The following is a 24,998-nucleotide window of genomic DNA, read 5'->3' on the forward strand; positions in this document are numbered from 1 at the left end:
GCGGACTTGGCCCGCGCGCAGCACCCACGCCCCGCACCAGCCATCCAGAATCACCACCGAAATGGCCCCAACTTGTGCACTGCATAATGCGCAAACGATTCGCCCGTCGGGCCAGCGCGCAACCGGCGACAGAAGGCCAAGCATCTCAAAACATGAAAAAAAAGGCCCGGAACCACAGTTCCGAGCCCAGTAAATCCTTGGGGAGGATCGCCATATCGGCAGGGCCCTTTTGCATCGCACAACGTGACGAAACAATGCGCGAAACTGCGTAGGCGCTGCGCAAAACGTCGCAGCTATGCCGCACAGCCAAGCCGCTGGCCCCCTGCCGCGCTGCCGCCTATACAGAGGCCATGTCCGATCTGTTTGCCGCCACGCAAAGTTCCACCGATTATGATGCCAGCCACATCGAGGTGCTCGAAGGCCTGGAGCCCGTGCGCCGTCGCCCCGGCATGTATATCGGCGGCACCGACGAACGCGCCCTCCACCATCTCGCCGCCGAAGTGCTCGACAACGCGATGGACGAGGCGGTGGCCGGCCACGCCACCCGCATCGAGGTGACGCTGGATGCCGACGGCAGCCTGACCATCGCCGACAATGGCCGCGGCATCCCCATCGATCCGCACCCGCGCTTCCCCGACAAGTCGGCGCTGGAAGTGATCCTCACCATGCTGCATTCCGGCGGCAAGTTCAGCGGCAAGGCCTATGCCACCAGCGGCGGCCTGCACGGGGTGGGCATCAGCGTCGTCAACGCCCTGTCCGATGAAACGGTGGTGGAGGTCGCCCGCAACCGCGAGCTTTATCGCCAGCGCTTTTCGCGCGGCCTGCCGCTGGGCCCGATCGAAAGCCTGGGCACCGTGGCCAACCGGCGCGGCACCACCGTGCGCTTCCACCCTGATGCCGAGATTTTCGGCCCCGATGCCAATTTCCGCCCGGCCCGCCTCTACAAGCTCGCCCGGTCAAAGGCCTATCTGTTCGGCGGTGTCGAAATCCGCTGGCGCTGCGCCGCCGAACTGGCCACGGCCGATGTGCCGGAAACCGCCGTCTTCACCTTCCCCGGTGGCCTTGCCGACCATCTGAAGGAACGGCTGGAAAACCGCCCGCTGGTGGTGCCCGATCTGTTCGCCGGCCGCACCGATCTGGCCGCCGGCCCCGATGGCAAGCCGATGGGCGCCGTCGAATGGGCCTGCGCCTGGCCGCAATATGGCGAAGGCGCCGCCAGCTATTATTGCAACACCATCCCGACGCCGGATGGCGGCACCCACGAAGCCGGTCTGCGCCTGGCGCTCACCCGCGGGCTCAAGGGCTTTGCCGGCCTCACCGGCAACAAGAAGGCCGGCGAACTGTCGGGCGAAGACGTGTTCGCCGGCGCCGAGATCATGCTGTCGCTGTTCATCCGCGACCCGCAGTTCCAGAGCCAGACCAAGGACCGGCTGACCAGCCCCGAAGCCACCCGGCTGGTCGAAAACGCCATCAAGGACCATTTCGACCATTGGCTGACCGGCAGCGGGGAACGCGGCAAGGCGCTGCTCGCCTTCGTGGTGGAACGGATGGAAGACCGGCTGCGCCGCCGCGCCGAAGCGCTGGTCAAGCGCAAGACCGCCACCAGCAAATCCTCGCTGCGCCTGCCCGGCAAGCTCACCGATTGCGCCCGTGATGACGCGGTGGGCACCGAGCTGTTCATCGTCGAAGGCGATTCGGCCGGCGGCAGCGCCAAGCAGGCGCGTGATCGCAACACCCAGGCCATCCTGCCGATCCGCGGCAAGATATTGAACGTCGCCAGCGCCAACACCGCCAAGATCGGCGCCAACAGCGAAATCGCCGATCTCATCCAGGCGCTGGGCTGCGGCACGCGCGACAAATACAACCCTGAACATCTGCGCTATGAACGCATCGTCATCATGACCGATGCCGATGTGGACGGCGCCCATATCGCCACCTTGTTGATGACCTTCTTCTTCCGTGAAATGCCCGGCCTGGTGCGCGATGGCCGGCTCTATCTCGCCCAGCCGCCGCTCTATCGCCTCGCTGCCGGCGGCACGGTCGCCTATGCCCGCGACGATGCCCACCGGGCCGAGCTGATGAAGACCACGTTTGCCGGCAAGTCCAAGGTGGAGGTCAGCCGCTTCAAGGGCCTGGGTGAAATGAACCCGTCGCAGCTGAAGGAAACCACCATGGACCCGGCGCGCCGCAGCCTGATCCGTGTGAAGCTGCCCGAAAGCCCGGATGGCCGCGCCGATGTCGCCGATCTGGTGGAACGGCTGATGGGCCGCAACCCCGAACACCGCTTCCACTTCATCCAGAGCCACGCCACCTCGATCGAGGCGGATGCGATTGATGCTTAGCGGGGGCGGCTGACCGCAGGATTGCCCTCCGCCACATGGCCATCGGGCACATCGCGGTTCACCAGCGCGCCGGGCTGGATCACGCAATCCGCCCCTACGGTGATGCCGGGCAGGATGATGGCGCGCGCGCCCACCTGGCTGCGCGGGCCGACATAGGTGTCGAGATAGATGCCGCGCGTGAGATCGTGGGTCAGCACCACCACCTCTTCGCCGATCATCACATCGGCGGCGATATGAATGCCCTTGGGCCAGGTGCGGTCGATCAGGGCGGTTTCGGCAATCCAGGCGCTGGGATGCACGTCCATCTTCCACAGATGCTTGCGCACCTGGGCCTGGATCATCTGCTTGAAACTCTTGCGCCGTGCCATCATGCCCCCGATGGCTTCAGCCTTTTTCATGGCCAGCCGCAATTTACAAGCCGGCACATCGGCCGTTACATGCCGCCATGGCTCTTGGCTCGCTCAACCAGTTGCGCCCGCTGCGCCTGTTCCTCACCGGCCTGCGCCGGCGCTGGCTGGAATGGCGCGACGGCATCCGCATTCACCCCACAGCCAGCATCTCGCTGTCCAGCCGCTTCATCGGCGGCCAGCCCGGCGGCATCACCGTGGGCGCCGATACGCTGGTGGCGTTCAAGACACTGCTTGATGCCCGCGATCTCGCCACCGGCACCGTCAAGCCGATCCGCATCGGCGAACGCTGCTTCATCGGCGGCGGCAGCACCATCCTGCCCGGCGTCACCATCGCCGATGAAGTGATCGTCGCGGCCGGCGCCGTGGTGTTTGATGATGTGCCCGCCCGCTGCATCGTCGCCGGCAACCCGGCCCGCATCGTGCGTCACGACATCAAGGTCGGCCGCTTCGGCCGGCTGGACGGCGCCAACGATAACACCCGGCGGATGTACAAGCTCTGATCGGCGCGCTGCTCATGGCTGCAGCCGTGTCAGCGCCAGCCCCGCCCTGCCGCCTGCTGATCATAGGCGATTCGCTCGCCGACGAATGGCAGGCACCGCCGCCGCCCGGCTGGGCCGTCGCCCGCCACGGCTGGCCGGGGCAGCGCGCCACCGAAATCGCCCCGCGCCTGCCCGGCCTCATCGCCCGCCACCGCCCCCAGGCCCTGCTGATCATGGCCGGCAGCAATGATGCCCGCGCCGCCGCGCTGTGGCCAGCGGGCGATGCCATCCCGGCCGCCGCCACCGCCATCGCTGCCATGGCCCAAACGGGCACGGCCAGCGGCACCAAGGTGATTGTCGCACGGCTGGCGCCGCTGGGGCCGCAGCCCTGGTGGCGGCAATGGCTCATCGGCACGCGCCAGTCCGCCGCCATGGCTGCCATCGAAGCGCGCCTGCAGCTGCCACCCGGCACCGCCCGCCTTGCGTCACCCAACGACAAGGCGCTGCGCCGCGATCATCTCCACTACAATGCCGCCGGTTATGCCCGGCTCGCCGCCGATCTCGCCCGGCTGCTGCCGCCCTGCCCGGTTCAGGCCGCGATCGCCGCCTCATAGGCTTCGGACGCGGCCAGCCACTGCTCTTCAGCGGCGCTGATTTCGGCATCCAGCGCCCCCTTCCGCAGCATCAGGGCAGTGATGTCGGCCGGGGCCTGGGTCATCTGCTCTTCAACCGATTCGCGGTCGGCGATCAGCCGGTTCAGCTTCGTCTCGGCCGCCAGCATCGCCTTGCGCAGCGGCTGTGCCGCCTCGCGCCGGGCGGCGGCCTGGCGCCTTGCCTCCTTGGGATCGATGCGCGGCGCCTTGGCGGCCGGGGCCGGCGCGGCATTGCCGCCGCTGCTGCCGCCCAGCACCAGCGCCTCATAATCATCGATGCTGCCATCAAATGGCGTCGCTCGGCCGCTGTCCACCAGCACCAACCGGTCGGCCGTGGCCTCGATCAGGTGGCGGTCGTGGCTCACCACCACCACCGCGCCCTCATAGCCGGCCAGCGCCTGCACCAGCGCCTGGCGGGCATCGATGTCGAGGTGGTTGGTCGGTTCGTCGAGCACGATCAGGTGCGGCGCATCGCGCGTCACCAGCGCCAGCGCCAGCCGCGCCCGCTCGCCGCCGCTCATCGTGCCGATCTTCTGCTCGGCCGTCGGCCCGCTGAAACCAAAGCGCCCCAATTGCGCCCGCACCGCCGCCGGGGCCGCGCCCTTCATCGCCCGGCTCATGTGCTGCAGCGGGGTGGCGTCGCGGTCGAGCTCCTCCACCTGATATTGGGTGAAATATCCCACCTTCAGCTTGCCCGTCGCGTTGCGCGCGCCGGCCATCGCCGGCAACTGGCCGATCATCAGCCGCGCCAGCGTCGTCTTGCCATTGCCGTTACGCCCCACCAGCGCCAGCCGGTCATCGGGATCAAGCCGCAGATCAAGGCCACCCAGAACCGGCTTGCCGTCATAGCCCACCTCCGCCTGGTCCAGCGTCACCAGTGGCGGCCGCAGCGGCTGTGGCGAGGGGAAATCAAAGGTCAGCGTCGGGTCCGTCGCGGCTTCGGCCACCGGCTGCATGCGCGCCAGGGCCTTGGCCCGGCTCTGCGCCTGCTTGGCGGTGGAGGCGCGGGCACTGTTGCGCGCGATATAATCCTGCAGCTTGGCCCGCTGCGCCGCCTGGGCCGCCCGCGCGGCCTCCAACTGCGCCAGCCGTTCGGCGCGCTGCCGTTCGAAACTGTCGTAATTGCCGACATAAAGCTGCATCTTGCCGGCCTCCAGATGCAGGATATAGCCGGCCACCCGATTGAGCAGATCGCGCTCGTGGCTGATCAGCACGATGAGGCCGGGGTAGGACAGCAGGAAATCCTCCAGCCACAGCGCCGATTCCAGATCAAGATGGTTCGACGGTTCGTCGAGCAGCAGGATGTCGGGCCCGGTGAACAGCAGGCTGGCCAGCGCCACGCGCATGCGCCAGCCGCCCGAAAAACTGTCGAGCGGCCGGGCCTGCATCGCCTCGTCAAAGCCCAGGCCCTTCAGGATGCGCGCCGCCCGCGCCGGCGCGGTATAGGCATCGATCGCAATCAACCGCTCGTGCAGATCGGCCAGCCGCTCCGGCGGTGCCCCGGCCTCTTCCTCGGCCAACAGGGCGGCGCGCTCGGTGTCCGCCGCCATCACCATATCAAACGCGCTGGCGCTGCCCGATGGCGCATCCTGCTTCAACCAGCCCAGCCGGGCAGCGCGCGGCTTGTCGATGCGGCCGCCATCCGGCTCGATCACGCCGGCCATCGCCTTCATCACCGTCGATTTGCCGGCGCCGTTGCGGCCCACCAGCCCCACGCAGCCGCGCGCCGGCAGCGTGGCCGATGCGCCATCGATAATCGCGCGGCCGCCCATGCGGATGATGAGATCGTTGACTGAGAGCATGGCCGCGCCCCTAGCAGGCGGGCGCGCGCCCGGCTAGGCTGCCGCCATGATTGATCGTCGCCTGATGCTCGCGCTCCCGCTGCTGGCCGCCCCTGCCCCCACCCCGGCCTTCGCCCATCCAGCCAACAGCATGGCCGCCGCCATCGCCGCCGGCTGGACGGCGCGCGGCGTGCGCTTCACCGCCGATCAGGTTGCCGCCCGCATGGCCGGCCGCACCGGCAAGGCCGCCCTGCTGGCACTGGCCGGCGCCACCGAAGGGGCCGATGGCGACGAGGTTGAAACCATCATCGAGATTGTTTGGGACGCCGGCACACAGGGCCCATCCTGGCCGCTGCTGCTGCGCGATCTCGCCGCCGGCCTGCCCGGCGTGCTGCAGGATCAGGCCGGCGACTGGTGGCTGCTCACCGCCCACGACAATGGCCGGTTCACGGTGCGCCATCCCCTCACCGGCGAAACCCGCATGCTCGCCGCCCCAACCGTGCAACTCATCGGCCGCCCCCTCATCGCCGGCGCCTGATCCCCGCTCCGAAGCAAGGCCACCACGACCGACGATCCTCCCCCTCTGGGGGAGGTGGCGCCGCAGGCGACGGAGGGGGCAAGCCAGCGGTCACACCGGCCCATGATTCTCCCCCTCTGGGGGAGGTGGCGCCGCAGGCGACGGAGGGGGCGCCGCCAGCAATCACGCCGGCCCATGATCCTCCCCCACTGGGGGAGGTGGCGCCGCAGGCGACGGAGGGGGCTCCACCAGCAACCACGCCGGCCCATGATCCTCCCCCTCTGGGGGAGGTGGCGCCGCAGGCGACGGAGGGGGCTTCGCCAGCAATCACGCCGGCTTGACGTGAAGGCCCAGCACCGCCCCCTCCGCCTCGCGGCGCTCGGCACCTCCCCCAGAGGGGGAGGATGTTCAGCGCCGAGCAGCCATGGGCAACCGCCCTGCTCGCTTGGGAAGATGCCAACCCCGCATGCCGGGGATTGATCCTCAAGGCTTGACCGGGCTCACGCTCACAAAATTCCCCGCATCCCCCGGAAAGGCAATCGGGCTTTCGCTGCCATCGGCCGCCACCGCCGATACGCCAAAGAACCAGTCATCGATCACCACGCCTTCCAGCGTCAGGCTGGTGGCATCGGCGGGCGCCATGCGGCTGTATTGCCATTGCGGCGCCGTGGTGTCGCGCCACCAGATCTTGTACCCGGCCGCGCCCTTCACCGGCGTCCAGCTCACCTTGGTGTCGGGGCTCACCTGGCCGGTGATGGTCACCGCCGGCGGCATCGGCGCCCGGGCCAGCGCCGCAAGCGCCGCCACGTTCAGCTTCGTCACCTTGGCCAGATACTGGAAATCCACACCATCGATCAGATCGCCATAACGCCGGCCGTTTTCCACCCGCACATTCTGGTGCTGCCGGCCATAATGCTCCACCGCCTCGGTGATGCGCACGGCGGGGTAACCGGCCTCCAGCATCCGCGTCTGGTCGCCGCCCCGGCCAAAGCGGTCGGTGCGATACACCATCTTCACATCCAGGCCGTTGATGTTGTGATCGGCCAGGCTGTCAATGAAGCGCGCCAGGTTGCGCGAAGGGCTGTCCACCTCTCCACCATTGTAGCGGCGGCGATTGGCCTGGGCCGGGGTTTCCACCGCCTTGGTGCCTTCGGAAAACACCCGGACATGGCCCGAATCCTTCATGCCCGATGCGCCGGTCGAATTGCCCACGATATCGTTGTTCAGCACGGCTTCCACCGTCCAGCCATGGGCGCGGGCGAAATCGGCGAGCACCTTGCCGCCATTGAGCCCCTGTTCCTCGCCCGACAGCACAGCATAGACGATGGTGGCCGGGAATTTGTGCCGGCTCAGCACCCGCGCCGCCTCGATCACGGCGGCGGTGCCGCTGCCATCATCATTGGCGCCCGGCGCATCGCCCTTGGAATCCAGGGGGTCGCTGTTCCGGCTGTCGATATGGGCCGACATGATGATGAACCGGTCCGGCTCGCTGGTGCCGGGCTGGATGGCCAGCACATCCACAATCTCCGTCGGGGTCGGCAGCCGGTCGCCAGTCACCACCTCCGATGGCTTGATGATCTCAAGGCAGTTGCCGCAGGCCGCGCTGAAGCCCTTGAACCGCTCCTCTGCCCAGCGCCGCGCCGCGCCGATCCCGCGCGTCTGGCTGCTGGTGTCGCTGGCGCTGTGGCGCGTGCCAAAGCCCACCAGGCTGGTGATATTGGTCTTCAGCTCCGCCTCGCTGACCGCTTGTGCCAACTGCCCCGGCGCCGGATCAGCCGCCAGCGCCGGCACCGCCATCCCGGCCAGCAACACCGGCACCCACACGCGCTTCATCATCTCATCTGCCCCTGTTTGAACTTTGCAAACCCGCTATCAGCCCGCCGCTCCGGTGAGGAAGGCGACCAGTTCGCGCACCTTGGCCTGGCGCCATTGCGGGGTCGGCGCGGTCAGCCACCATTGCCCGCCAGCCGGCACCCCATCCTCCAGCAGCACGACCCGTCCCGCCGCCACATCGGCCATGGCCAGCAGGGCCGGCACCCGCGTCTTGCCCAGCCCGGCCGCCGCCGCATCAATGGCCAGGCCCGGATCAGCCAGCGTCAGCGCGCTTTCGACGCACGGCGTTTCGGGATCAAGCGGATGGGCGATGCAGGGTGCATCCAACCCGGCACCGGGGGCGGCCACGGTCACCAGCGCCTCATCGCCCAGGGTGCGGCCATGGATCCCCTCCGCCTGCGGCTCGCCGCCGAAATGGATCGCCAGATCCAGATTGGCCTGGGTGAAATCCACCTCGCCGGCCTCATGCGCGTTCACCGAAAAGCGCAAATCCCGGTGCAGCCGGCCATAATCCGCCAGCTTCGCCGTCAGCCATTTCGCCACCAGCGCCCGCGGTGCCGCCAGGTTGAGCACCTTGCTCGATTGGCCGGCCTGCAGCAGCCGCACCGCCTCTTCAAAGGCCAGAAACCCCTGCTGCAACGCCGGCAGCGCCTGCTCGGCCTCCGGCGTCAGCTCCAGATTGCGGGTCAGCCGGCGGAACAGCACGACGCCCAGCGTTTCCTCCAGCGCGCGGATCTGCTGGCCCACCGCCGCCGGCGTCACCGCCAACTCGTCGGCCGCGCGGGTGAAGCTCAGATGCCGGGCCGAAGCCTCGAACACGCGCAGGGCATTCAGGGGCAGATGGGTCCGCTTCATGGCCGCATTCTGGCCGGCGCCGGGCCGGCGATCAATGCACCGCCGGCCGATCGCCCGGCACTTCCAGCACAAAGGCCGGAATATCGATGGAAAAGCGCGTGCCGTCCTCCGCCATCATCTTGTAGCGGCCTTCCATGCGGCCGTGGCGCGTGGCGAGCGGACAGCCGGACACATAATCATAGGCCCCGCCCGGCGGGATCAGCGGCTGCACACCCACCACGCCATCGCCGGCCACTTCTTCCACCCGGCCATCGCCATCGGTGATCAGCCAGTGCCGCGCCATCAGCCGCACCGATGCCTCCCCGTGATTTTCCACCCGCACATGATAGGCCCAGACGAAATAGCCGCGATCGGGATCAGACTGGTCGGGCAGGAAATGCGGCGCCACCCGCACCGTGAGCGCCCCGGTGGTGGCGCTGTAGGGGAACATCTGCCCGATCACGCTCATAAGCCGGCTTCCTTCAAGGCCTGATCCAGATCCTCGATCAGGTCGTCCGGGTCTTCCAACCCGATGGACAGACGCAACATCCCTTCGGTGATGCCCATCTCCTCGCGCACCGCGTCCGAAACGCTGGCATGGGTGGTGCTGGCCGGATGCGTCATCAACGAACGCGAATCGCCCAGATTGTTAGAAATATCGATGATCGACAGGCCATCCAGCAGCGCCTGCGCCTGGGGCCGCCCGCCATCCAGATGCATGGCGATGATGGTGCCCCCCGCCTTCATCTGCCGCATGGCCAGATCATGCTGGGGATGGCTGGCAAGGCCCGGATAAACGAGGCGCGGCACCCGGCCCTCGAGGAACTGGGCAACCTTCAGCGCATTGTCACACTGCCGCCGCACGCGCAGGTCCAGCGTCTCCAGGCTCTTCAGCACCACCCAGGCATTGAACGGCGACAGGTTCGGCCCGGTGTGGCGCGCAAAGGCCAGGTATGTGTCGTTCATCCACTGCGCGCTGCCGCAAACGGCGCCGGCCAGCACCCGGCCCTGCCCGTCCATCAGCTTGGTGGCGCTATAGGCGACGATGTCGGCACCCAGTTCCAGCGGCTTCTGCACGATGGGGGAGGCAAAGGCATTGTCCACCATCACCAGTGCGCCGGCGTCATGGGCGATATCGGCAATGGCCCGGATATCGCACAGATCAAGGCCGGGATTGGTCGGCGTTTCCAGGAAAAACGCCTTGGTGTTCGGCCGCCGCGCCTTGGCCCAGGCTTCGGTGTCGCGCGCGTCAACAGTGGTCGTCTCGATGCCAAAGCGCGGCAGGATCGTATCCACCAGCACCCGGCACGAACCAAACAGCGCCCGCCCGGCCACCAGATGGTCCCCGGCCGACAGGGTCGAAAGCAGCATGCCGGTCATTGCCGCCATGCCGCTGGCCGTGGCCCGCGCCGCCTCTGCGCCCTCGATCAGCGCGATGCGCTGCTCCAGCATCTCCACGGTCGGATTCTGCAACCGGCTGTAGGTCATGCCCGGCCGTTCGCCGCGGAACCGCGCCGCCGCCTCCTCGGCATTGTCGTAACAATAGCCGGAGGTCATGAAGATGGCTTCGCTGGTTTCACCCACCTCCGTGCGCATGGTGCCGCCGCGCACCATCTGCGTGGCGGGGCGCCACCGCTTCACGATTTCGGGATTCTGTCCGGCCGTCCGCTTCATGAAAAAACGATAATTCACGCTGCGCTGCAACGCAATGAAGCGACAGGCATTCTTGCCAAAGCGTCACATGAAATTGACAGTTTCTGTCAATCCGGCTGGACATCCCCGCCCGCCGGCTTGCCCCGCACGATCAGCAGATACATCACCGGCGTCACCACCCGGCTGAGCAGCGTCGACGAGACCAGCCCGCCAATGATCACCCACGCCAAGGGGCCATAAAGCCCGGAACCCGACAGGGCGAGCGGCAGCAGCCCGCCAATCGCCGTCACACTGGTCAACAGCACCGGCAGGAAGCGCACCTCGCCCGCCTCTTCGATGGCTTCGCGCAGCGGCCGGCCGGCCGCCCGTAGCTGGGTGGTGAAATCCACCAGCAACAGGCTGTTCTTGATCTCGATCCCGATCAGCGCCACGAAGCCGATCACGGCGGTATAGCTCAGCGAATTGCCGGTGAGGAACAGCGCCACCAACCCGCCAAACAGGCCCAGCGGGATCACGCCCGCCACCACCAGCGTCTCGCGGAACCGGCCAAACTCGATCACCAACACCGCCAATATGCCAAACACCGCCAGCGCGATGATCGGCCCCAGCCCACCAAAGCTGCGCGCCGCCGTCTCCGCCTCGCCGCCAATGTCAAAGCGATAGCCTTCGGGCAGCTTCACCTTTTGAATGGCGTCCACCACCGCCTGGTTCACCTTGGCGGTCAGATAACCATCGGCGATCTGGGCATCGACATAAACGATGCGGCTCTGCCGGTCGCGGTTGATGCGCGGCGGCGCCGAATCCAGATAGGGCGCCGCAATCTCGCGCAGCGGCACCGTTCCCCGGCTGCCCGGCACATAGATATCATCCAGCACCCGCACATCATGGCGCTCCGCCAGCGGCAGCCGCACCACCACGTTGTAACTGTCGCCCTCCACATCGCGGAAACGGCCGGCATTCTCGCCCGCCAGCGCCAGCCGCAGCGCCCGGCGCGGTGCCCCCGGCGCCACCCCCAACAGGGAGGCCTTGTCATTGTCCAATCCCAGGTTCAGCCGCGGCTGGTCCACCGCCACGGCGTTGCGCACATCCCGCGTGCCCGGCACGGCGCGCATCACCTGCTCCACCTCGCCCGCCAGCCGCTTCAACACCGGCAATTCCGGCCCGACGATGCGGATCTGGATCGGCGCATCGATCGGCGGCCCGTTCTGGAAGATCTTCACCACATATTGGGCGTTGGGGTCCGCCGCCAGCCGCGTGCGCAGCCGGTCCACCAGCGCCGGGCTGCCCTCGTCCCAGCGTTTCAGCACCACCAGCACCTCGCCGATGTTGCTGCGCTGATCAAAATTGCGCTGGTTATAGAAAATCTGCGGATTGCCGCGGCCCACATTGCTCATCACGCCGGCAACATCGGCCTCACCCTTCAGCGCGGCCTCCACCGCCTGCACCGCGCGGTCGGTGCCGGGAATGGCGGTGCCCTCGCTCGCCGTCACCTGCACCAGGAAATAGGGGGTTTCGGCCGGCGGAAACAGGCTGGACCCAATCAACGGCACCAGGCCAAAGCCGGAAATGATCAGCGCGGTGGCCGCGATCATCGCCCGCCGCGGATGCGTCAACCCCCAGTGCAGCACCGGCTGATAAAACCGGTGGATGCCCACATTCACCGCCTGCAAAAACCGGTTGCCATGCTCGCTCTCGCTGCGCGGCAGGATGCGGCTGGCCAGGAACGGCACGATGGTCAAGGACACCAGCAGCGACGCCGCCACCGTGCCCAGCACAGCCACCGGCAGGCTGCGCGTGAACTTGCCCGCCCCTTCCGGCAACTGCGTCAACGGCAGAAAGGCAAACAGCAACACGAAGGTGCAGCCGATCACCGCCACCGCAATCTGGGTGGTGCCATCGATCGCCGCCGTCTCCCGCGGTTTGCCCATGCGCAGGTGGCGGGCGATATTGTCGGTCACCACGATGCTGTCGTCCACCAACAGGCCCAGCGCGATGATGAAGCCGGAAATCGCCAGCTGGTTCAATGTGAAGCCGCTCCACGCCAGCACCGCCACGCCCATCGCCAGCGACAGCGGCACCGAAATCATCACCACCAGGCTGGCGCGAAAGCCCAGCGGCAGCAGCGTGATCAGCACCAGGCCCAACGCAATGCCGAAATCCCGGCCGAGCTGGCTCAGCTTGCGGGCAATGTCGTCGCTCTGGTCAAAGGCCACGGCCATCTGCACATCGGGCGGCAACAGCGGGCGATAGGCATCGGCCGCCTTCACCGCCGCATCGCGGATGTCGAGCACGTTGAGCCCATCCTTCTGGGTCAGCGTCACCCACACCGCACGCTTGCCATTGTAACGGGCAAAATGCGGCTGCTCCTCATAGGCCCAGCCCACGGTGGCGATATCCTTCACCCGCACGATGCGGCCATCCTGGGCCCGCACCGGCTCGTCGGCCAGCTCCGCCACCGATTTGTAGGCGCCGCCAGCCTGCACGTTCAGCCGCGCTTCGCCGGCCTGCACCGCGCCCGGCGGCAGATCCTGGCCGCCACCCTTCAGCGCATCGGTCACCGCGGTCGCCGGGATGCCCAGCTGCGCCATGCGCCCGGTGTCCAGCGCCACGCGCATTTCCGGCGTCGGCAGCCCCCACACCCGCGTGGCGCGCACCCCCGGCACCCGGATCAGCCGCTCGCGCAAATCCTTGGCAATCTTCTCCAGCCGGCGATAACTCGCCGTGTCCGACACCAGGGCAAATTGCAGCACGGCCGCTTCCGTGGTGCGGGTCTTCTGGAACTCCAGCCGGGTCAGCGCCGAAGGCAGCGTCTGCCGTATGGCGTTCACCTCGCGCACCACCTCGTCATAATTTTTCTCAGGATCGCCGTCCCAGCTGAACTCGGCGGTGATCACCGCGCTGCTGTCGGTCGATCGCGACTGCACGCGCACAATGCCGTCCAGCCCCTGCACCACATCCTCGATCGGCTTGGCGATGGTCGATTCCATGTCGGCCGGCTCGGCGCCCGGCACGGTGGCGACGATGTTGATGAACGGCGACGGGAAATGCGGATCAACCGAACGCGGAATGCTGAAAAAGGCCGAAACCCCCAGCGCCATCAGCGCCAGGAACACCACCAGCGTGATCTGCCAGCGCTGGATGGCAAACCGGATGATGCCGCTCATTTGGCGGCACCCGCAACCGCCACCACCTGGCCATCGCGCAGCCGGTCAACGCCGGTCACCACCACCTGCTCGCCCGGTGCCAGGCCGGCGGTGATCACCACCCCATCGCTGCCCACCGTGCCCAGGCTCACCAGCCGGCTGCGCACACGCTTGCCCGCCGGCTCAAAGACATAGACGAACCCCTCGTCGGCGCGCGCGCCAAACACCGCAGTGGCCGGCACGCGGATCGGCGCCCCCGGCAACGCCGCGCCCAGCAGCAGCCGCGCCCGGCCAATCTGGCCCGACGCCAGCCGCGCATCGGCCGGCAATTTCACCTCGATGCGGAAGGTGCCGGTGCCATCATCACCGCGCGCACCCACCTCGCTCACCACCCCGGCCAGCGCCTGATTGCCCAGCGCCGGAATATACACCTCGGCGCTCTGCCCCACCTTCACCCGCGCCGCATCCCGGTCCGCCAGCGGCAGCCGCAGCACAAAGCCCTGGCCCAGCTCACCCAGCGTCAGCACCGGCACGCCCGGCTGGGCAATCTGCCCCGGCTCGCCCGGCCGCGCCAGAATCACCCCGGCCGATGGCGCCGCCAGCGTCGCCAACTGCACATCAAACCCGCTCGCCCGCGCCCGCGCCGCCGCCGCCGCCATGGTGGCGCGCGCCTGCTCCACCCGCGCCGCCGTCACCCAGCCCTTGGCAAACAAATCCTCGGCGCGGCGAAGGTCAGCCTCGGCCCGCACCACCTCGGCCCGGGCAGAGGCGACATTGGCGCCCAGCGCCGTGGTGTCCAGCCGCGCCAGCACCTGGCCGGCACGCACCCGGTCGCCCTCGCGCACCAGAATCGCGGCGATGCGGCCGGGCGTGTTGAAACTCAACGGCGTCTCGCGCTTCAGGCGCACGGTGCCCGAAACCTCCAGCCGGGCGCTGGCATCGGCCGGGGCCGCTGCCACCAGCCGCACCGGCGCCGCCGGTTCCGTCACCGGTTTTGGCGCATCCTTGCTGCCACAGCCAGCCAGCAGCAACGCCGGGCCACACGCCATCATCAGGATCGAAAAAACCGCTGTCTTCGCCATGCGCTGCGCCCGCTGTTCTGGTCGGTTCCCGGGCAGCCACCACCGGCTGCCAGCTTTTGATTCCGACTCAAGAGTATCGGGATGCGCGCCCCGGCGCAAGACTTTTGAGCGATGCTCAAACATGTCGCAGCCGGCCGGCGCCTCTCCCCCTCGGCGCCCAACCGACCTGCCGCGTCAGTCGCGGATCACCAGTGCGTTGATCGTCAACGCCACACCATCATCATCGGCCGTGCCCGGCTCCACCACCAGCTCGGCCAGGATATGGCCGGGGATACTGATATCCAGATCCGGCGCCACGGCCACCACATGCGCCAGCGCCGCCGCCGCGCCCGGCCCGTCAAAGCGGATGTCCAGCTCATGCCGACCACCGGTCAGCGTCAGGCTGGCCCAGTCGCGGCAGCGCAGCTCCTCGATCAGCAGGCGCACGCCCAACGGCGTCACCATCCCGGCCACGGCGCGCAGGATCGCCGCCTGCACCCGATCAGCGTGCGGTCGCATGGGCCACCTCCCGACCGGCGGCGGCCGTCTCGCCCGTGATATGGGCCAGCACGCGGGCCCGGGTCGCGGCCCGAGGTTCCCGCCCGCGGCGCAGATCAAAGACGAAGCGCGGATCGCCGGCCACAAGCCGGCCAAAGCGCGAGGGCGGAACATGATTGGCGCGAAGATATTTTTCCACGACAGGCAACAGGCTCATGTCGTCAACTCCCTACAACTATGGACTATATTCCGTCCGATCCCTCGCGATTCGGTTGGAATACCTGTTTATCGAAATTAAAATCCTACTAATCTAGGAAAAAAACTACTGCTATGGGTCCGCTCGCGGATCAGAGAGGAGGTCCGTGGGTCATGGACAGCATCGCCATCCGGCAACGGCTGGACGCGCTGATCACGTCACGCGGCGAGGATTATGCCTCGCTCTCGCGGCGTCTTGGGCGCAACGCCAGCTATATCCAGCAATTCATCAAACGCGGCGTCCCACGCCGCCTCTCCGAATCCGATCGGCGCATCCTCGCCCAGCATTTCGGCATCGCCGAACATCTGCTCGGCGGCCCCACCGATCGCGGCCACACCCTGCTGCCCCGCCCCGGCCTCGCCCGTGCCGCGGAAGACTATGTGCTCATCCCCCAATACCAGGTCCGCGCCTCCGCCGGACCCGGCGCCCTGCCCGACGGCGAACGCCCCTCGGCCGCCATCGCCTTCCAGGCCGGTTTCATCCGCGACATCGCCCCCGGCGCGCCCGACCAGCTCGCCATCCTCAGCGTCGATGGCGACTCCATGTTCCCCACCCTCGCCAACGGCGACCAGATCCTCATCGACACCGCCGATCGCACCCCCTCCCGCGACGGCATCTACGTCCTGCGCGTCGACGATGCCCTCATGGTCAAACGCCTCTCCCTCAACCCCGCCACCCGCCGCCTCACCATCCGCTCCGACAACGAAGCCTACCCCTCCTGGCCCGATTGCGACCCCACCGCCGTCCATATCATCGGCCGCGTCGTCTGGGTCGGCCGCAAACTCGGCTAGGATTTTGCCTAGCGTTCACCTCTCCCCCTGGGAGGGAGGCCTGCCCCGGACCTGATCCGGGGTCGAGAGACGCCGAAGGCGGCCCGGGTGAGGGGTGGCTGCAAGAGAGGCTCCGGCGGCCAGGGGCGAGGCCCCTGGACCCATACGTTCCACGCGTACACGCCCAACGCAGATCCTCCCCAAACGCGTTTGGGGAGGGGGACCGCCGGAACGGCGGTGGAGGGGCCATACCCAAAACCTGCCACCAACAGCCCAATCGCGGTCACCACCACCGCCAGGCTGCCGTCACCAACCCAGCATCCGCGGTCACCGCCACCTCCAAATCGGTCACCAAACGCCCCAGTTTCGCCACGCCACCCCACCAGCGAATCCCAACACCACACCCACCGGGCCCGTCCACAAACCGAAAATCACAACCAAACCAACCAGATAACCCCACCCCTGTCCTACACACCCCCAAACTGCGACACTCCCCCCGCTCCTTGACAATCAGCCGACAAGAAAATACCGTCCCAAAGTCGTTTGGGGCGGTGGCAGCCCCGGCAAAGGCAAGGGCTGGCGGAGGGGCCCGGCGCAAGCCAAACCCGCACATCAATGTTCAGTACCCGCTGATCAACATGTCCAGCGCATTGAGGATCGCAACATCATGTTGCGCCAACGAGCCCACGACGGGTCCACAATCGCGTAACTGCAGCACCGCAGCATATTGCGTGACCATCACATAGCGCGCGCCATCGATGTCAAATTCCGGATTAAGCCGACGTGCCGGAATTGGCGCACGCCCAGGTGGCTGCAAAGGCACGACAAAGCGCGTATTCAACCGATTCAGCAGGTCCGACTGGCAATCGAGCAGCAGACTGCCGTCGCCAACCCCGGCATAGACATCAAACCGTGCCATCAGAACTGGCGGAACCGCGCCAATGGCAAACCATTTGCCTCAACATAGGCGTTGGACGAGTCTATTGCCGCCTGGTTTTCCGCTAGCCAACGCTCGGCCCGCTGCTTCGATACCTGCTGGGCGATACCCTGCTCGCAGGCTTGTGACAGGTTGATGCCCAGTGCCCTGGCCTCTTCAACCAACGCCCGATCGAGTGACACATTGGTTGGCTTCCGCACCGTCACTGCCGTCGCCATCCAAGCCTCCATGCGCATAATTCATGCGCATCATATCGCACCGGACCAGCCGCGACAACCAGGGCCTCACCCAAACAAATGGGGGCAGGGACTGCGTCCCTGCCCGCCGCAGGCCCCCTTCTTCCGTCCTTACTCCGCAGCCACCCCCAGCAGCCCGCCCTGGCGGTCATCCGTGTTGGCCGGCACGGCTTCGCTGGCGGCCTTGGCGGCCTTGCGGGCGTCGAAGGCAGACCAGACTTCGTTCCAGTCGCCCTTGGTGGCGGCCTTGGAATATTCGGTGGCGCGGGCTTCGAAGAAGTTGGCGTGTTCCACACCGTTGAGCAGCGGCGTCAGCCACGGCAGCGGGTGTTCGTCGATCATGTAGATCGGCTGCAGGCCAAGCTGCTTCAGGCGCCAATCGGCGATGAAGCGCACATATTTCTTGATGTCCTTCGGCGTCATGCCCGACACCGGGCCCATTTCGAAGGCCAGATCGATGAACGCGTCTTCCAGGCGCACGGTGCGCTGGCACACATCGGCGATGTCGTCGCGGATGCGGTTGGTCAGCACCCCGGTTTCGGCGCAGAACGTGTGGAACAGCTTGATGATGCCTTCGCAGTGCAGCGATTCATCGCGGACGGACCAGGAGACGATCTGCCCCATGCCCTTCATCTTGTTGAAGCGCGGGAAGTTCATCAGCATGGCGAACGAGGCGAACAGCTGCAGCCCTTCGGTGAAGCCGCCGAACATCGCCAGCGTCTTGGCGATATCCTCGTTGGAGGAAACGCCAAACGTGTTCATATAATCATGCTTGTCGCGCATCTCCTTGTAATTCAGGAACGCGCTATACTCGCTTTCGGGCATCCCGATCGTGTCGAGCAGGTGGCTGTAGGCCGCGATGTGGATCGTCTCCATGTTGGAGAACGAGGTCAGCATCATCTTCACTTCGGTCGGCTTGAACACGCTGCCATATTTGTCGTGATAGCAATCCTGCACCTCGACATCGGCCTGGGTGAAGAAGCGGAAGATCTGGGTGAGCAGGTTGCGCTCGTGATCGGTCAGCTTCTGGGCCCAGTCACGGCAATCCTCGCCCAGCGGCACTTCCTCCGGCATCCAGTGGATCTGCTGCTGGCGCTTCCAGAAATCATAAGCCCAGGGATATTCGAACGGCTTGTAGCTCTTGGAGGCTTGAAGGAGCGGCATAAATTTTTTCCTACCCGTTGAATTTGTTCAGGCAAACACTGGATTCAGAATATCAAAGTATTCTTTTGCCAACTTCTCTGCTGCCGATTTCGATATTCCGCTGACGTAACCAACATCTAATTTTACATGCCAGTTCAGTCGTTTCCTCTCTGAATCGGAAATGGAATTAATTTTTTCTATCATGCTGTCTAAAATTTCATCTTGGCTATCTTCTAAACGAATTCTGAATTTTTCGTGATCTTGAATGATGCAATCCCATTCAACTTTCCAATAGCGCTTTTCACTTCGAACAACCAACATTGGCTTTCTCAGCTTAGCGCAAGACATGAAGTAGGCATTTACTGCATGAAAGGTATTGCCTTCAACCAACAGATAATTCTTCTGCGTCGAGGCAGCATTGGAAGCTTTATTCGCATTCATTACACTAACCTCTTCCAATGCCGATTGGGAGGGGGATTGGGCAATGGGTCGTGGAGTCCATGGCCCAATCCCCCTGTCCCTCCGGCCGGGCAGCATCCCGGCCGGTGCGCTGCCCGGCGGGATGGCCGGGCAAGGCGGCGCCGCCTGCCGTCACTGGCAGGCCAGGCATTCGTCATAATCGCGGCGTTCCACCTGGATCACCGGGGCTTCCGCCGTGTTGTCGGCCTCCACCCCGCCGGCAAAGCCAGCGCGCTGCACGCTCATGGAGCGCAGATAGTAAAGCGATTTGATGCCCAGCTCCCAGGCACGATAATGGAGCATGAGCAGATCCCACTTCTCCACATCGGCCGGGATGAACAGGTTGAGGCTCTGCGCCTGGTCGATATAGGGCGTGCGGTCCGCCGCCAGCTCGACCAGCCAGCGCTGATCAATCTCGAACGCGGTGCGATAGGTGGCCTTTTCCTCCGGCGTCAGAAACTCCAGATGCTGCACCGAACCGCCGCGCTCCAGGATGGAGTTCCACACCGCGTCGCTGTTTTTCGCCTTGGAAATCAGCAGCTTTTCCAGATAGGGGTTCTTCACCACAAAGCTGCCCGACAGCGTCTTGTGGGTATAGACATTGGCCGGGATCGGCTCGACACAGGCCGACGTGCCGCCGCAGATGATCGAGATGCTGGCCGTCGGCGCGATCGCCATCTTGCAGCTGAACCGCTCCATCACGCCCATGTCGGCCGCATCCGGGCACGGGCCGCGCTCGGCCGCCAGCGTCATCGACGCCTGGTCCACCTGGGCGCGGATATGCTTGAAGATGCGCATGTTCCAGCTCTTGGCCATGGCGCTTTCAAACGGGATGCCGCGCGCCTGGAAGAAACTGTGCAGGCCCATCACGCCCAGGCCCACCGACCGCTCGCGCATCGCGGCATAGGCGGCGCGGTGCATCGCCGGCTCGGCCCGGTCGATATAATCCTGCAGCACATTGTCGAGGAAGCGCATGCAATCCTCGATGAACTGCGGGTGGCCGTTCCACTCGTCCCACGTCTCGATGTTCAGGCTCGACAGGCAGCAAACGGCGGTGCGGTCGTTGCCCAGATGGTCGGGCCCCGTCGGCAGGGTGATTTCCGAACAGAGGTTGGACGTCGACACCTTCAGCCCCAGATCGCGCTGGTGCTTGGGCATGGTGCGGTTCACCTCGTCGATGAAGATGATATAGGGCTCGCCGGTCGCCAGCCGGGTTTCGACCAGCTTGGTGAACAAGCCGCGCGCATCCACCTCGCCGCGCTTCTCGCCGGTCTTGGGGCTGACCAGGTCAAACTTGGTGCCGTCGCGCACCGCTTCCATGAACTTGTCGGTCACCAGCACGCCGTGGTGCAGGTTCAGCGCCTTGCGGTTGAAATCGCCCGACGGCTTGCGGATTTCCAGAAACTCCTCGATCTCCGGGTGCGAGATGTCGAGATAGCAGGCCGCCGAGCCGCGGCGCAGCGAGCCCTGGCTGATCGCCAGCGTCAGGCTGTCCATCACCCGCACGAACGGGATGATGCCGCTGGTCTTGCCATTCAGGCCCACCGGCTCGCCAATGCCGCGCACCCGGCCCCAATAGGTGCCGATGCCGCCCCCGCGCGAGGCGAGCCACACATTCTCGTTCCAGGTGCCGACAATGCCCTCCAGGCTGTCCGACACGCTGTTCAGATAGCAGCTGATCGGCAGGCCGCGGCCGGTGCCGCCGTTGGAGAGCACCGGAGTCGCCGGCATGAACCACAGCTTCGACACATAGTCATAGATGCGCTGGGCATGATCGGCATCATCGGCATAGGCCGCCGCCACGCGCGCAAACAGATCCTGATAGGATTCGCCCGGCAGCAGATAGCGGTCGTCCAGCGTGTCCTTGCCGAAATCGGTCAGCAGCGCATCGCGGCTGCGATCGACCGTCACCGGGAACTTCCACGGCATGATTTCGCTGGTGCCGGGCCGCGACTGCGCCGCCGCAGCGGCAGCCGCTGCCAGCACGCCCTGGGCCAGGTTGGCCGCCAGCGCGTCGCCGCCCTCTTCAGTGCGCTCCGGGGTCAGAGTGGCGCTGCTGTCTGTCATTCGAAACTCGCTCATGTCTTTTTTCGCCCCTCAATCATAGGAGGGGAACAAACCGGGGTCACGTCTCTTTGTTGCCGCAGCAACATTTGTCCCCGATATACACAGCAACCCCGCCCGGCTGCTGTTCTGTCCCCCGCCCCGCAACCACCACAACTTGTGTCTGATGGTCGCCGAAACACCATCAATAGTGCCACAGCCGAGTCACGACGCAAGTCCATTGTTTGCTTGACGTGCCCCGAAATGGTTGAATCGGCGGCGATTCATCCACAGGCCGCGGGCCCGTCCTTGGCCAATCAAGGGCTTGCCGGCAAAGAGTGACTTGTGATGGCAGGTACGGGGAATTTTTGGCGGAGCGCCGTCTTCATCGAGGCCGCATGCACACGCAAAAGTCGAAGGACTTTGCCCAACCTGACCTGCAGGTACGCCTTCAAAAAACCAATGGCGGCCAGCCAAACCGGAGGTGATCCGGCTGGCCGCCCTCGGTATATGTCTATACTACAGAGGCAACTGCTGCTGCACTCCGACACCACGCTTGCCTGTGTTGATCTCAGACACACGCCCTTGATTCCAGCCGAGTTCGGCTGCGATCACGTGTTGAAACCAACCCTCCGCCAGCCGACGACGGACATAGAGGACGATCTCGTCGGTGAAGGGGGCTGGATTTTCCGGATTGAACTTAAACATTGAGAGAGCTCCTTTAGGAGCCGGCTTGACGTCAATCGGTCAGCGTGCGCATTGTGCGCAGGCCGACCGATTGACGATCACGCGTGCCGGACGTGAAACTGCCGCGTGAAATTCAGAGGCCCGGTTGAAGGCAGCCCGCGCCAACGGGCTGCCTTTTTCCTTTTGACCAGCGCAAAGTGTTGCTGGCGGGCTCCGAACTCGCGGTTAATATTTACGTCACCAGATTCCAGCGCAAGTCCATTGTTCGCTTGACGTGCCCCGAAATGGTCGAATCAGCGACGATTCATCCACAGAAGCAAGGCTCCATTCGCCTGACCGTGGGCTAGCCCACGGCTTATGAAAATCCGCCACAGCAGCGGCCCAAACTTTACCCGCTGCGCCAGCCGGCCTATCAGTTGGGCCAAGGCTGTGGCCAAGCGCCGCGCCGCGTGTCGATGCCAGTTCAGGAGGCAAACCCATGACCGTGATCCGCGAGGAAGATGTCATCGAATCCGTTGCCGATGCGCTGCAATATATCAGCTATTTCCACCCGATGGATTATATCCGGGCACTGGGCACCACCTATGAGCTGGAACAGTCCCCGGCGGCCAAGGATGCCATCGCCCAGATCCTCACCAACAGCCGCATGTGCGCCGAAGGCCATCGCCCGATCTGCCAGGACACCGGGATTGTTGTCGCCTTCGTGAAGATCGGCATGAACGTCCGCTGGCAAGCCACGAAAACTGTTCAGGAAATGGTGAACGAAGGCGTGCGCCGCGCCTATCTCCATCCGGAAAACAAGCTCAGGGCCTCCATCGTCGCCGATCCCGCCTTCACCCGGGTCAACACCCGCGATAACACGCCGGCCGTTGTCCACATCGAAATGGTGCCGGGCGATCATGTCGAGATCATCGTCTCGGCCAAGGGCGGCGGATCGGAGAACAAGGCCAAGTTCGCCATGCTGAACCCCAGCGATTCCATCCGCGACTGGGTGGTCAACACCGTGCCGTTGATGGGCGCCGGCTGGTGCCCGCCCGGCATGCTCGGCATCGGTATCGGCGGCTCGGCGGAAAAGGCCATGCTGCTGGCCAAGGAATCGCTGATGGACCCGATCGACATGGCCGAGCTGAAGGCCCGCGGCCCCAACAGCCCGATCGAGGAGCTGCGCATCGAGCTGTATGACGCGGTCAACGATCTCGGCATTGGCGCGCAAGGGTTGGGCGGCCTGTCCACCGTGCTCGATGTGAAGATCCTCGACACGCCGACCCACGCCGCCTCCAAGCCGATCGCCATGATCCCCAATTGCGCTGCCACCCGGCACGCCCATTTCACCCTGACCGGCAACGGCCCGGCCTATCTGGAGCCGCCGGCGCTGGAAGACTGGCCAAAGGTGAACTGGACGCCGGACAAGGCGTCGAAGCCGGTCAATCTCGATACGCTGACCCCGGCCGAAGTGGCCAGCTGGAAGCCCGGCGACCGGCTGCTCCTCAACGGCAAGATGCTCACCGGCCGCGACGCCGCCCACAAGCGCATGGTCGACATGCTGGCCAGGGGCGAGACGCTGCCGGTCGATTTCACCAACCGCGTCATCTATTATGTCGGCCCGGTCGATCCGGTGCGCGACGAGGTGGTTGGCCCCGCCGGCCCCACCACCGCCACCCGCATGGACAAGTTCACCGAAACCATGCTGGCCAAAACCGGCCTCATCGCCATGATCGGCAAGGCCGAACGCGGGCCAGCCGGGATCGAGGCCATCGCCCGCCACAAGGCCGCCTATCTGATGGCCGTCGGCGGCGCCGCCTATCTCGTCTCAAAGGCCATCAAGGGCGCCCGCGTGCTGGCCTTTGAGGATCTGGGCATGGAGGCGATTTACGAATTTGATGTCAAGGACATGCCGGTGACTGTTGCGGTCGATTCCGAAGGCACCAGCGTCCACAAATCCGGCCCGGCCGACTGGCGCGAACGCATTGCGGCGGCGCGGGCAAAACAGCCAGCATGAAACATGGACGGGATATTGTGAAAATGTTGTTTTCAACGCTTCTGCTGCCCCTTTTGGCCCTGCAGGCCAGCCCTGCAGCCAGCCAGCCCGACCCGGCCAGATTGCCGCCAAAGACCGAAACCATGATCGCGCTGGCAGTGGCGGAAGCCCGCTGCACGGGCCGGCACCAACAGATGGTGGCGCGTTATCGCCCGGATGTGGCGCAACGCCTGGCCGCACCATTGCGACAGGCCGGCCAGGTCATGGCTGCCCGCTACCAGGCGGTGCATGGCGCGGATTGGCAAGCGGCGCTGGCCGCCGATCTGGTGGCAGCGCGCACCCGATTCGAGCAGCAGGCCAGGCAGCCGGAATTCTGCAAGGCGCAGGCCATGATCGCCCGCACCCTCAGCCGCAGCCACGACGATCAGCCCAACGGCCTGCGCGGCACCAATGCCGAGATGGATCTCTATCGTCTGGCAGCGCGCTGAACCATCGCCTGCCGTGCGATCGCCGGCGCATCGATTTCGCTGACGGCTTGCGCCGCGCTGCCATCACCGCCATGGCAGTGGCGATGACCGCCTCCCCCTTGCCTGGCCGCCCCGCCGCCGTCCTGTTCGACATGGATGGCCTGCTGCTCGACACCGAGCGGCTGATCCGCGATGCCATGCTGGCCGTGATGGCGGATCTGGGCTTTGCCATGGTTGCCGACGATTATGCCCTGCTGATCGGGCGGCCCGAACCGGCCAGCCGGGCGATCATGCTCGAACGTTTTGGCCCCGGCCTGGATTATGACGCGATGCGGGCCGAGGTGCGGCAGCGCATCCGCGATGAATGGGGTCCATTGAGGCCGCTCAAGCCCGGCGCCGGTGCACTGGTAGGCCAACTGAAGGATAGCGGCTTACCATGTGCCGTGGTCACCAGTTCCGAACATGATCTGGCCCGCAGCCTTCTCGGCCCTGTCGGACTGCTGGAGCATTTCGTCACGATTATTGGCTGTGATGATGTCGACCGCGGCAAGCCGCATCCCGATCCCTATCTTGCCGGAGCCGCCCGGCTTGGCTTCGACCCCGCCCAATGCCTCGCCCTGGAAGACAGTCACAACGGCGTCCTCTCCGCCCATGGCGCCGGCTGCCAGGTGGTGATGGTGCCCGATCTTCTGCCCGCCACGCCCGACATACGCGCCCGGTTGCTGGCGGTTGCCCCCGATCTCGACACCGTGGCCGCCTGGCTGCGCGCGGCAGGCTGACGCAGCCAGGCATGTTCAGCCTGGCGCAAGCCGCCAACG

General features: G+C 65.8%; 24 protein-coding genes. 8 read left to right on the forward strand and 16 right to left on the reverse strand.

Translation table 11 applies throughout. The features are described from left to right. The first annotated feature begins 350 nt into the window (after positions 1 to 350). The gene (gene parE, locus CHU93_RS14910) at positions 351 to 2,342 is read left to right on the forward strand and encodes a DNA topoisomerase IV subunit B (RefSeq protein WP_094474957.1); all 1,992 of its coding nucleotides are present in this window, start codon (positions 351 to 353) and stop codon (positions 2,340 to 2,342) included. Here the strand turns inward: parE and CHU93_RS14915 are convergent. Further along, a complete protein-coding gene (locus CHU93_RS14915; protein ID WP_133064425.1) occupies positions 2,339 to 2,740 on the reverse strand; it encodes an acyltransferase in 402 nt (133 codons plus the stop codon). The two genes, parE and CHU93_RS14915, sit on opposite strands and share 4 nt — an antisense overlap. Before the next feature lie 47 nt (positions 2,741 to 2,787). On the opposite strand from CHU93_RS14915, the gene CHU93_RS14920 reads away from it, so the two are divergent. Continuing rightward, positions 2,788 to 3,252 carry an acyltransferase gene (locus CHU93_RS14920; protein ID WP_094474959.1) on the forward strand — a complete coding sequence of 155 codons (465 nt, stop codon included), beginning with the start codon at positions 2,788 to 2,790 and terminating at the stop codon, positions 3,250 to 3,252. 26 nt (positions 3,253 to 3,278) lie between these two features. Then, positions 3,279 to 3,845, forward strand: coding sequence for an SGNH/GDSL hydrolase family protein (locus CHU93_RS14925; protein ID WP_165768765.1), 567 nt, complete (start codon positions 3,279 to 3,281; stop codon positions 3,843 to 3,845). Here CHU93_RS14925 and CHU93_RS14930 read toward each other — a convergent pair. Continuing rightward, entirely contained in the window at positions 3,821 to 5,686 is a 1,866-nt protein-coding gene (locus CHU93_RS14930) for an ABC-F family ATP-binding cassette domain-containing protein (protein WP_094474961.1), read from the reverse strand. The two genes, CHU93_RS14925 and CHU93_RS14930, sit on opposite strands and share 25 nt — an antisense overlap. Before the next feature lie 46 nt (positions 5,687 to 5,732). On the opposite strand from CHU93_RS14930, the gene CHU93_RS14935 reads away from it, so the two are divergent. Then, the gene (locus tag CHU93_RS14935; RefSeq protein ID WP_094474962.1) at positions 5,733 to 6,203 is read left to right on the forward strand and encodes a hypothetical protein; all 471 of its coding nucleotides are present in this window, start codon (positions 5,733 to 5,735) and stop codon (positions 6,201 to 6,203) included. A gap of 462 nt (positions 6,204 to 6,665) precedes the next feature. On the opposite strand, the gene CHU93_RS14940 is transcribed toward CHU93_RS14935, so the two are convergent. The 8 genes from CHU93_RS14940 to CHU93_RS14975 form a co-directional block, all read right to left on the reverse strand. Continuing rightward, positions 6,666 to 8,018: a M20/M25/M40 family metallo-hydrolase gene (locus tag CHU93_RS14940; protein ID WP_341476591.1), complete on the reverse strand. Its 1,353-nt coding sequence runs from the start codon at positions 8,016 to 8,018 to the stop codon at positions 6,666 to 6,668. A gap of 36 nt (positions 8,019 to 8,054) precedes the next feature. Beyond that, entirely contained in the window at positions 8,055 to 8,870 is an 816-nt protein-coding gene (locus CHU93_RS14945; protein ID WP_094475063.1) for a LysR family transcriptional regulator, read from the reverse strand. A gap of 31 nt (positions 8,871 to 8,901) precedes the next feature. Continuing rightward, positions 8,902 to 9,318 carry a Co2+/Mg2+ efflux protein ApaG gene (apaG, locus tag CHU93_RS14950; protein WP_207759295.1) on the reverse strand — a complete coding sequence of 139 codons (417 nt, stop codon included), beginning with the start codon at positions 9,316 to 9,318 and terminating at the stop codon, positions 8,902 to 8,904. After that, on the reverse strand, positions 9,315 to 10,523 hold the full coding sequence (gene metZ, locus CHU93_RS14955; protein WP_094475065.1) for an O-succinylhomoserine sulfhydrylase: 1,209 nt from the start codon (positions 10,521 to 10,523) through the stop codon (positions 9,315 to 9,317). The genes apaG and metZ overlap by 4 nt, the downstream gene beginning before the upstream one ends. An 86-nt stretch (positions 10,524 to 10,609) precedes the next feature. Continuing rightward, on the reverse strand, positions 10,610 to 13,666 hold the full coding sequence (locus CHU93_RS14960) for an efflux RND transporter permease subunit (protein ID WP_094474963.1): 3,057 nt from the start codon (positions 13,664 to 13,666) through the stop codon (positions 10,610 to 10,612). Further along, positions 13,663 to 14,727: an efflux RND transporter periplasmic adaptor subunit gene (locus tag CHU93_RS14965; protein ID WP_165768766.1), complete on the reverse strand. Its 1,065-nt coding sequence runs from the start codon at positions 14,725 to 14,727 to the stop codon at positions 13,663 to 13,665. The genes CHU93_RS14960 and CHU93_RS14965 overlap by 4 nt, the downstream gene beginning before the upstream one ends. Positions 14,728 to 14,901: 174 nt before the next feature. After that, complete coding sequence (locus CHU93_RS14970; protein WP_133064426.1) at positions 14,902 to 15,225, reverse strand: hypothetical protein; 324 nt, start codon at positions 15,223 to 15,225, stop codon at positions 14,902 to 14,904. Continuing rightward, positions 15,209 to 15,421: a hypothetical protein gene (locus CHU93_RS14975; RefSeq protein WP_086117595.1), complete on the reverse strand. Its 213-nt coding sequence runs from the start codon at positions 15,419 to 15,421 to the stop codon at positions 15,209 to 15,211. The genes CHU93_RS14970 and CHU93_RS14975 overlap by 17 nt, the downstream gene beginning before the upstream one ends. Before the next feature lie 152 nt (positions 15,422 to 15,573). On the opposite strand from CHU93_RS14975, the gene CHU93_RS14980 reads away from it, so the two are divergent. Beyond that, complete coding sequence (locus CHU93_RS14980; RefSeq protein ID WP_094474966.1) at positions 15,574 to 16,251, forward strand: S24 family peptidase; 678 nt, start codon at positions 15,574 to 15,576, stop codon at positions 16,249 to 16,251. Between the two features lie 598 nt (positions 16,252 to 16,849). On the opposite strand, the gene CHU93_RS14985 is transcribed toward CHU93_RS14980, so the two are convergent. The 6 genes from CHU93_RS14985 to CHU93_RS15005 all read right to left on the reverse strand — a co-directional run bounded on the left by CHU93_RS14985 (position 16,850) and on the right by CHU93_RS15005 (position 21,756). Beyond that, on the reverse strand, positions 16,850 to 17,149 hold the full coding sequence (locus tag CHU93_RS14985; RefSeq protein ID WP_094474967.1) for a CcdB family protein: 300 nt from the start codon (positions 17,147 to 17,149) through the stop codon (positions 16,850 to 16,852). Beyond that, positions 17,149 to 17,385, reverse strand: a complete 237-nt coding sequence (locus CHU93_RS14990; RefSeq protein WP_243375712.1) for a type II toxin-antitoxin system CcdA family antitoxin — start codon at positions 17,383 to 17,385, stop codon at positions 17,149 to 17,151. Before CHU93_RS14990 ends, CHU93_RS14985 begins: the two co-directional genes overlap by 1 nt. 129 nt (positions 17,386 to 17,514) lie before the next feature. Continuing rightward, positions 17,515 to 18,567 (reverse strand): ribonucleotide-diphosphate reductase subunit beta, encoded by a 1,053-nt coding sequence (locus CHU93_RS14995; protein WP_086117598.1) that lies wholly within the window; start codon positions 18,565 to 18,567, stop codon positions 17,515 to 17,517. Positions 18,568 to 18,594: 27 nt separating this feature from the next. Next, complete coding sequence (locus tag CHU93_RS17360; RefSeq protein WP_133064427.1) at positions 18,595 to 19,083, reverse strand: hypothetical protein; 489 nt, start codon at positions 19,081 to 19,083, stop codon at positions 18,595 to 18,597. Between the two features lie 54 nt (positions 19,084 to 19,137). Next, positions 19,138 to 21,087, reverse strand: coding sequence for a ribonucleoside-diphosphate reductase subunit alpha (locus CHU93_RS15000; RefSeq protein WP_094474968.1), 1,950 nt, complete (start codon positions 21,085 to 21,087; stop codon positions 19,138 to 19,140). A gap of 480 nt (positions 21,088 to 21,567) precedes the next feature. Beyond that, entirely contained in the window at positions 21,568 to 21,756 is a 189-nt protein-coding gene (locus tag CHU93_RS15005; protein ID WP_094474969.1) for a hypothetical protein, read from the reverse strand. A 457-nt stretch (positions 21,757 to 22,213) separates the two neighbouring features. Here CHU93_RS15005 and CHU93_RS15010 point away from each other — a divergent pair, with 457 nt between their 5' ends. The 3 genes from CHU93_RS15010 (at position 22,214) to CHU93_RS15020 (ending at position 24,959) form a co-directional block, all read left to right on the forward strand. Beyond that, the gene (locus CHU93_RS15010) at positions 22,214 to 23,734 is read left to right on the forward strand and encodes a fumarate hydratase (protein WP_094474970.1); all 1,521 of its coding nucleotides are present in this window, start codon (positions 22,214 to 22,216) and stop codon (positions 23,732 to 23,734) included. 122 nt (positions 23,735 to 23,856) lie between these two features. After that, entirely contained in the window at positions 23,857 to 24,201 is a 345-nt protein-coding gene (locus tag CHU93_RS15015; protein WP_165768767.1) for a hypothetical protein, read from the forward strand. A gap of 83 nt (positions 24,202 to 24,284) precedes the next feature. Beyond that, a complete protein-coding gene (locus CHU93_RS15020) occupies positions 24,285 to 24,959 on the forward strand; it encodes an HAD family hydrolase (protein ID WP_165768768.1) in 675 nt (224 codons plus the stop codon). The last annotated feature ends 39 nt before the right edge of the window (positions 24,960 to 24,998 follow it).

It is taken from the genome of Sandarakinorhabdus cyanobacteriorum, from assembly GCF_002251755.1.
GTDB lineage: Bacteria > Pseudomonadota > Alphaproteobacteria > Sphingomonadales > Sphingomonadaceae > Sandarakinorhabdus > Sandarakinorhabdus cyanobacteriorum.

Bases quoted from the DNA above. Each gene is read 5' to 3' on its own strand.
- CHU93_RS17360 (WP_133064427.1), bottom strand. From the start codon at position 19,083: ATGCTGCCCGGCCGGAGGGACAGGGGGATTGGGCCATGGACTCCACGA.
- CHU93_RS14965 (WP_165768766.1), bottom strand. From the start codon at position 14,727: ATGGCGAAGACAGCGGTTTTTTCGATCCTGATGATGGCGTGTGGCCCG.
- CHU93_RS15000 (WP_094474968.1), bottom strand. From the start codon at position 21,087: ATGAGCGAGTTTCGAATGACAGACAGCAGCGCCACTCTGACCCCGGAG.
- CHU93_RS14985 (WP_094474967.1), bottom strand. From the start codon at position 17,149: ATGGCACGGTTTGATGTCTATGCCGGGGTTGGCGACGGCAGTCTGCTG.
- CHU93_RS14930 (WP_094474961.1), bottom strand. From the start codon at position 5,686: ATGCTCTCAGTCAACGATCTCATCATCCGCATGGGCGGCCGCGCGATT.
- CHU93_RS14990 (WP_243375712.1), bottom strand. From the start codon at position 17,385: ATGGCGACGGCAGTGACGGTGCGGAAGCCAACCAATGTGTCACTCGAT.
- CHU93_RS14980 (WP_094474966.1), top strand. From the start codon at position 15,574: ATGGACAGCATCGCCATCCGGCAACGGCTGGACGCGCTGATCACGTCA.
- parE (WP_094474957.1), top strand. From the start codon at position 351: ATGTCCGATCTGTTTGCCGCCACGCAAAGTTCCACCGATTATGATGCC.
- CHU93_RS14915 (WP_133064425.1), bottom strand. From the start codon at position 2,740: ATGAAAAAGGCTGAAGCCATCGGGGGCATGATGGCACGGCGCAAGAGT.
- CHU93_RS15015 (WP_165768767.1), top strand. From the start codon at position 23,857: ATGATCGCGCTGGCAGTGGCGGAAGCCCGCTGCACGGGCCGGCACCAA.
- CHU93_RS14940 (WP_341476591.1), bottom strand. From the start codon at position 8,018: ATGATGAAGCGCGTGTGGGTGCCGGTGTTGCTGGCCGGGATGGCGGTG.
- metZ (WP_094475065.1), bottom strand. From the start codon at position 10,523: ATGAAGCGGACGGCCGGACAGAATCCCGAAATCGTGAAGCGGTGGCGC.
- CHU93_RS14935 (WP_094474962.1), top strand. From the start codon at position 5,733: ATGATTGATCGTCGCCTGATGCTCGCGCTCCCGCTGCTGGCCGCCCCT.
- CHU93_RS14960 (WP_094474963.1), bottom strand. From the start codon at position 13,666: ATGAGCGGCATCATCCGGTTTGCCATCCAGCGCTGGCAGATCACGCTG.
- CHU93_RS14975 (WP_086117595.1), bottom strand. From the start codon at position 15,421: ATGAGCCTGTTGCCTGTCGTGGAAAAATATCTTCGCGCCAATCATGTT.
- CHU93_RS14995 (WP_086117598.1), bottom strand. From the start codon at position 18,567: ATGCCGCTCCTTCAAGCCTCCAAGAGCTACAAGCCGTTCGAATATCCC.
- apaG (WP_207759295.1), bottom strand. From the start codon at position 9,318: ATGAGCGTGATCGGGCAGATGTTCCCCTACAGCGCCACCACCGGGGCG.
- CHU93_RS14970 (WP_133064426.1), bottom strand. From the start codon at position 15,225: ATGCGACCGCACGCTGATCGGGTGCAGGCGGCGATCCTGCGCGCCGTG.
- CHU93_RS14920 (WP_094474959.1), top strand. From the start codon at position 2,788: ATGGCTCTTGGCTCGCTCAACCAGTTGCGCCCGCTGCGCCTGTTCCTC.
- CHU93_RS14945 (WP_094475063.1), bottom strand. From the start codon at position 8,870: ATGAAGCGGACCCATCTGCCCCTGAATGCCCTGCGCGTGTTCGAGGCT.
- CHU93_RS15010 (WP_094474970.1), top strand. From the start codon at position 22,214: ATGACCGTGATCCGCGAGGAAGATGTCATCGAATCCGTTGCCGATGCG.
- CHU93_RS15005 (WP_094474969.1), bottom strand. From the start codon at position 21,756: ATGTTTAAGTTCAATCCGGAAAATCCAGCCCCCTTCACCGACGAGATC.
- CHU93_RS15020 (WP_165768768.1), top strand. From the start codon at position 24,285: ATGACCGCCTCCCCCTTGCCTGGCCGCCCCGCCGCCGTCCTGTTCGAC.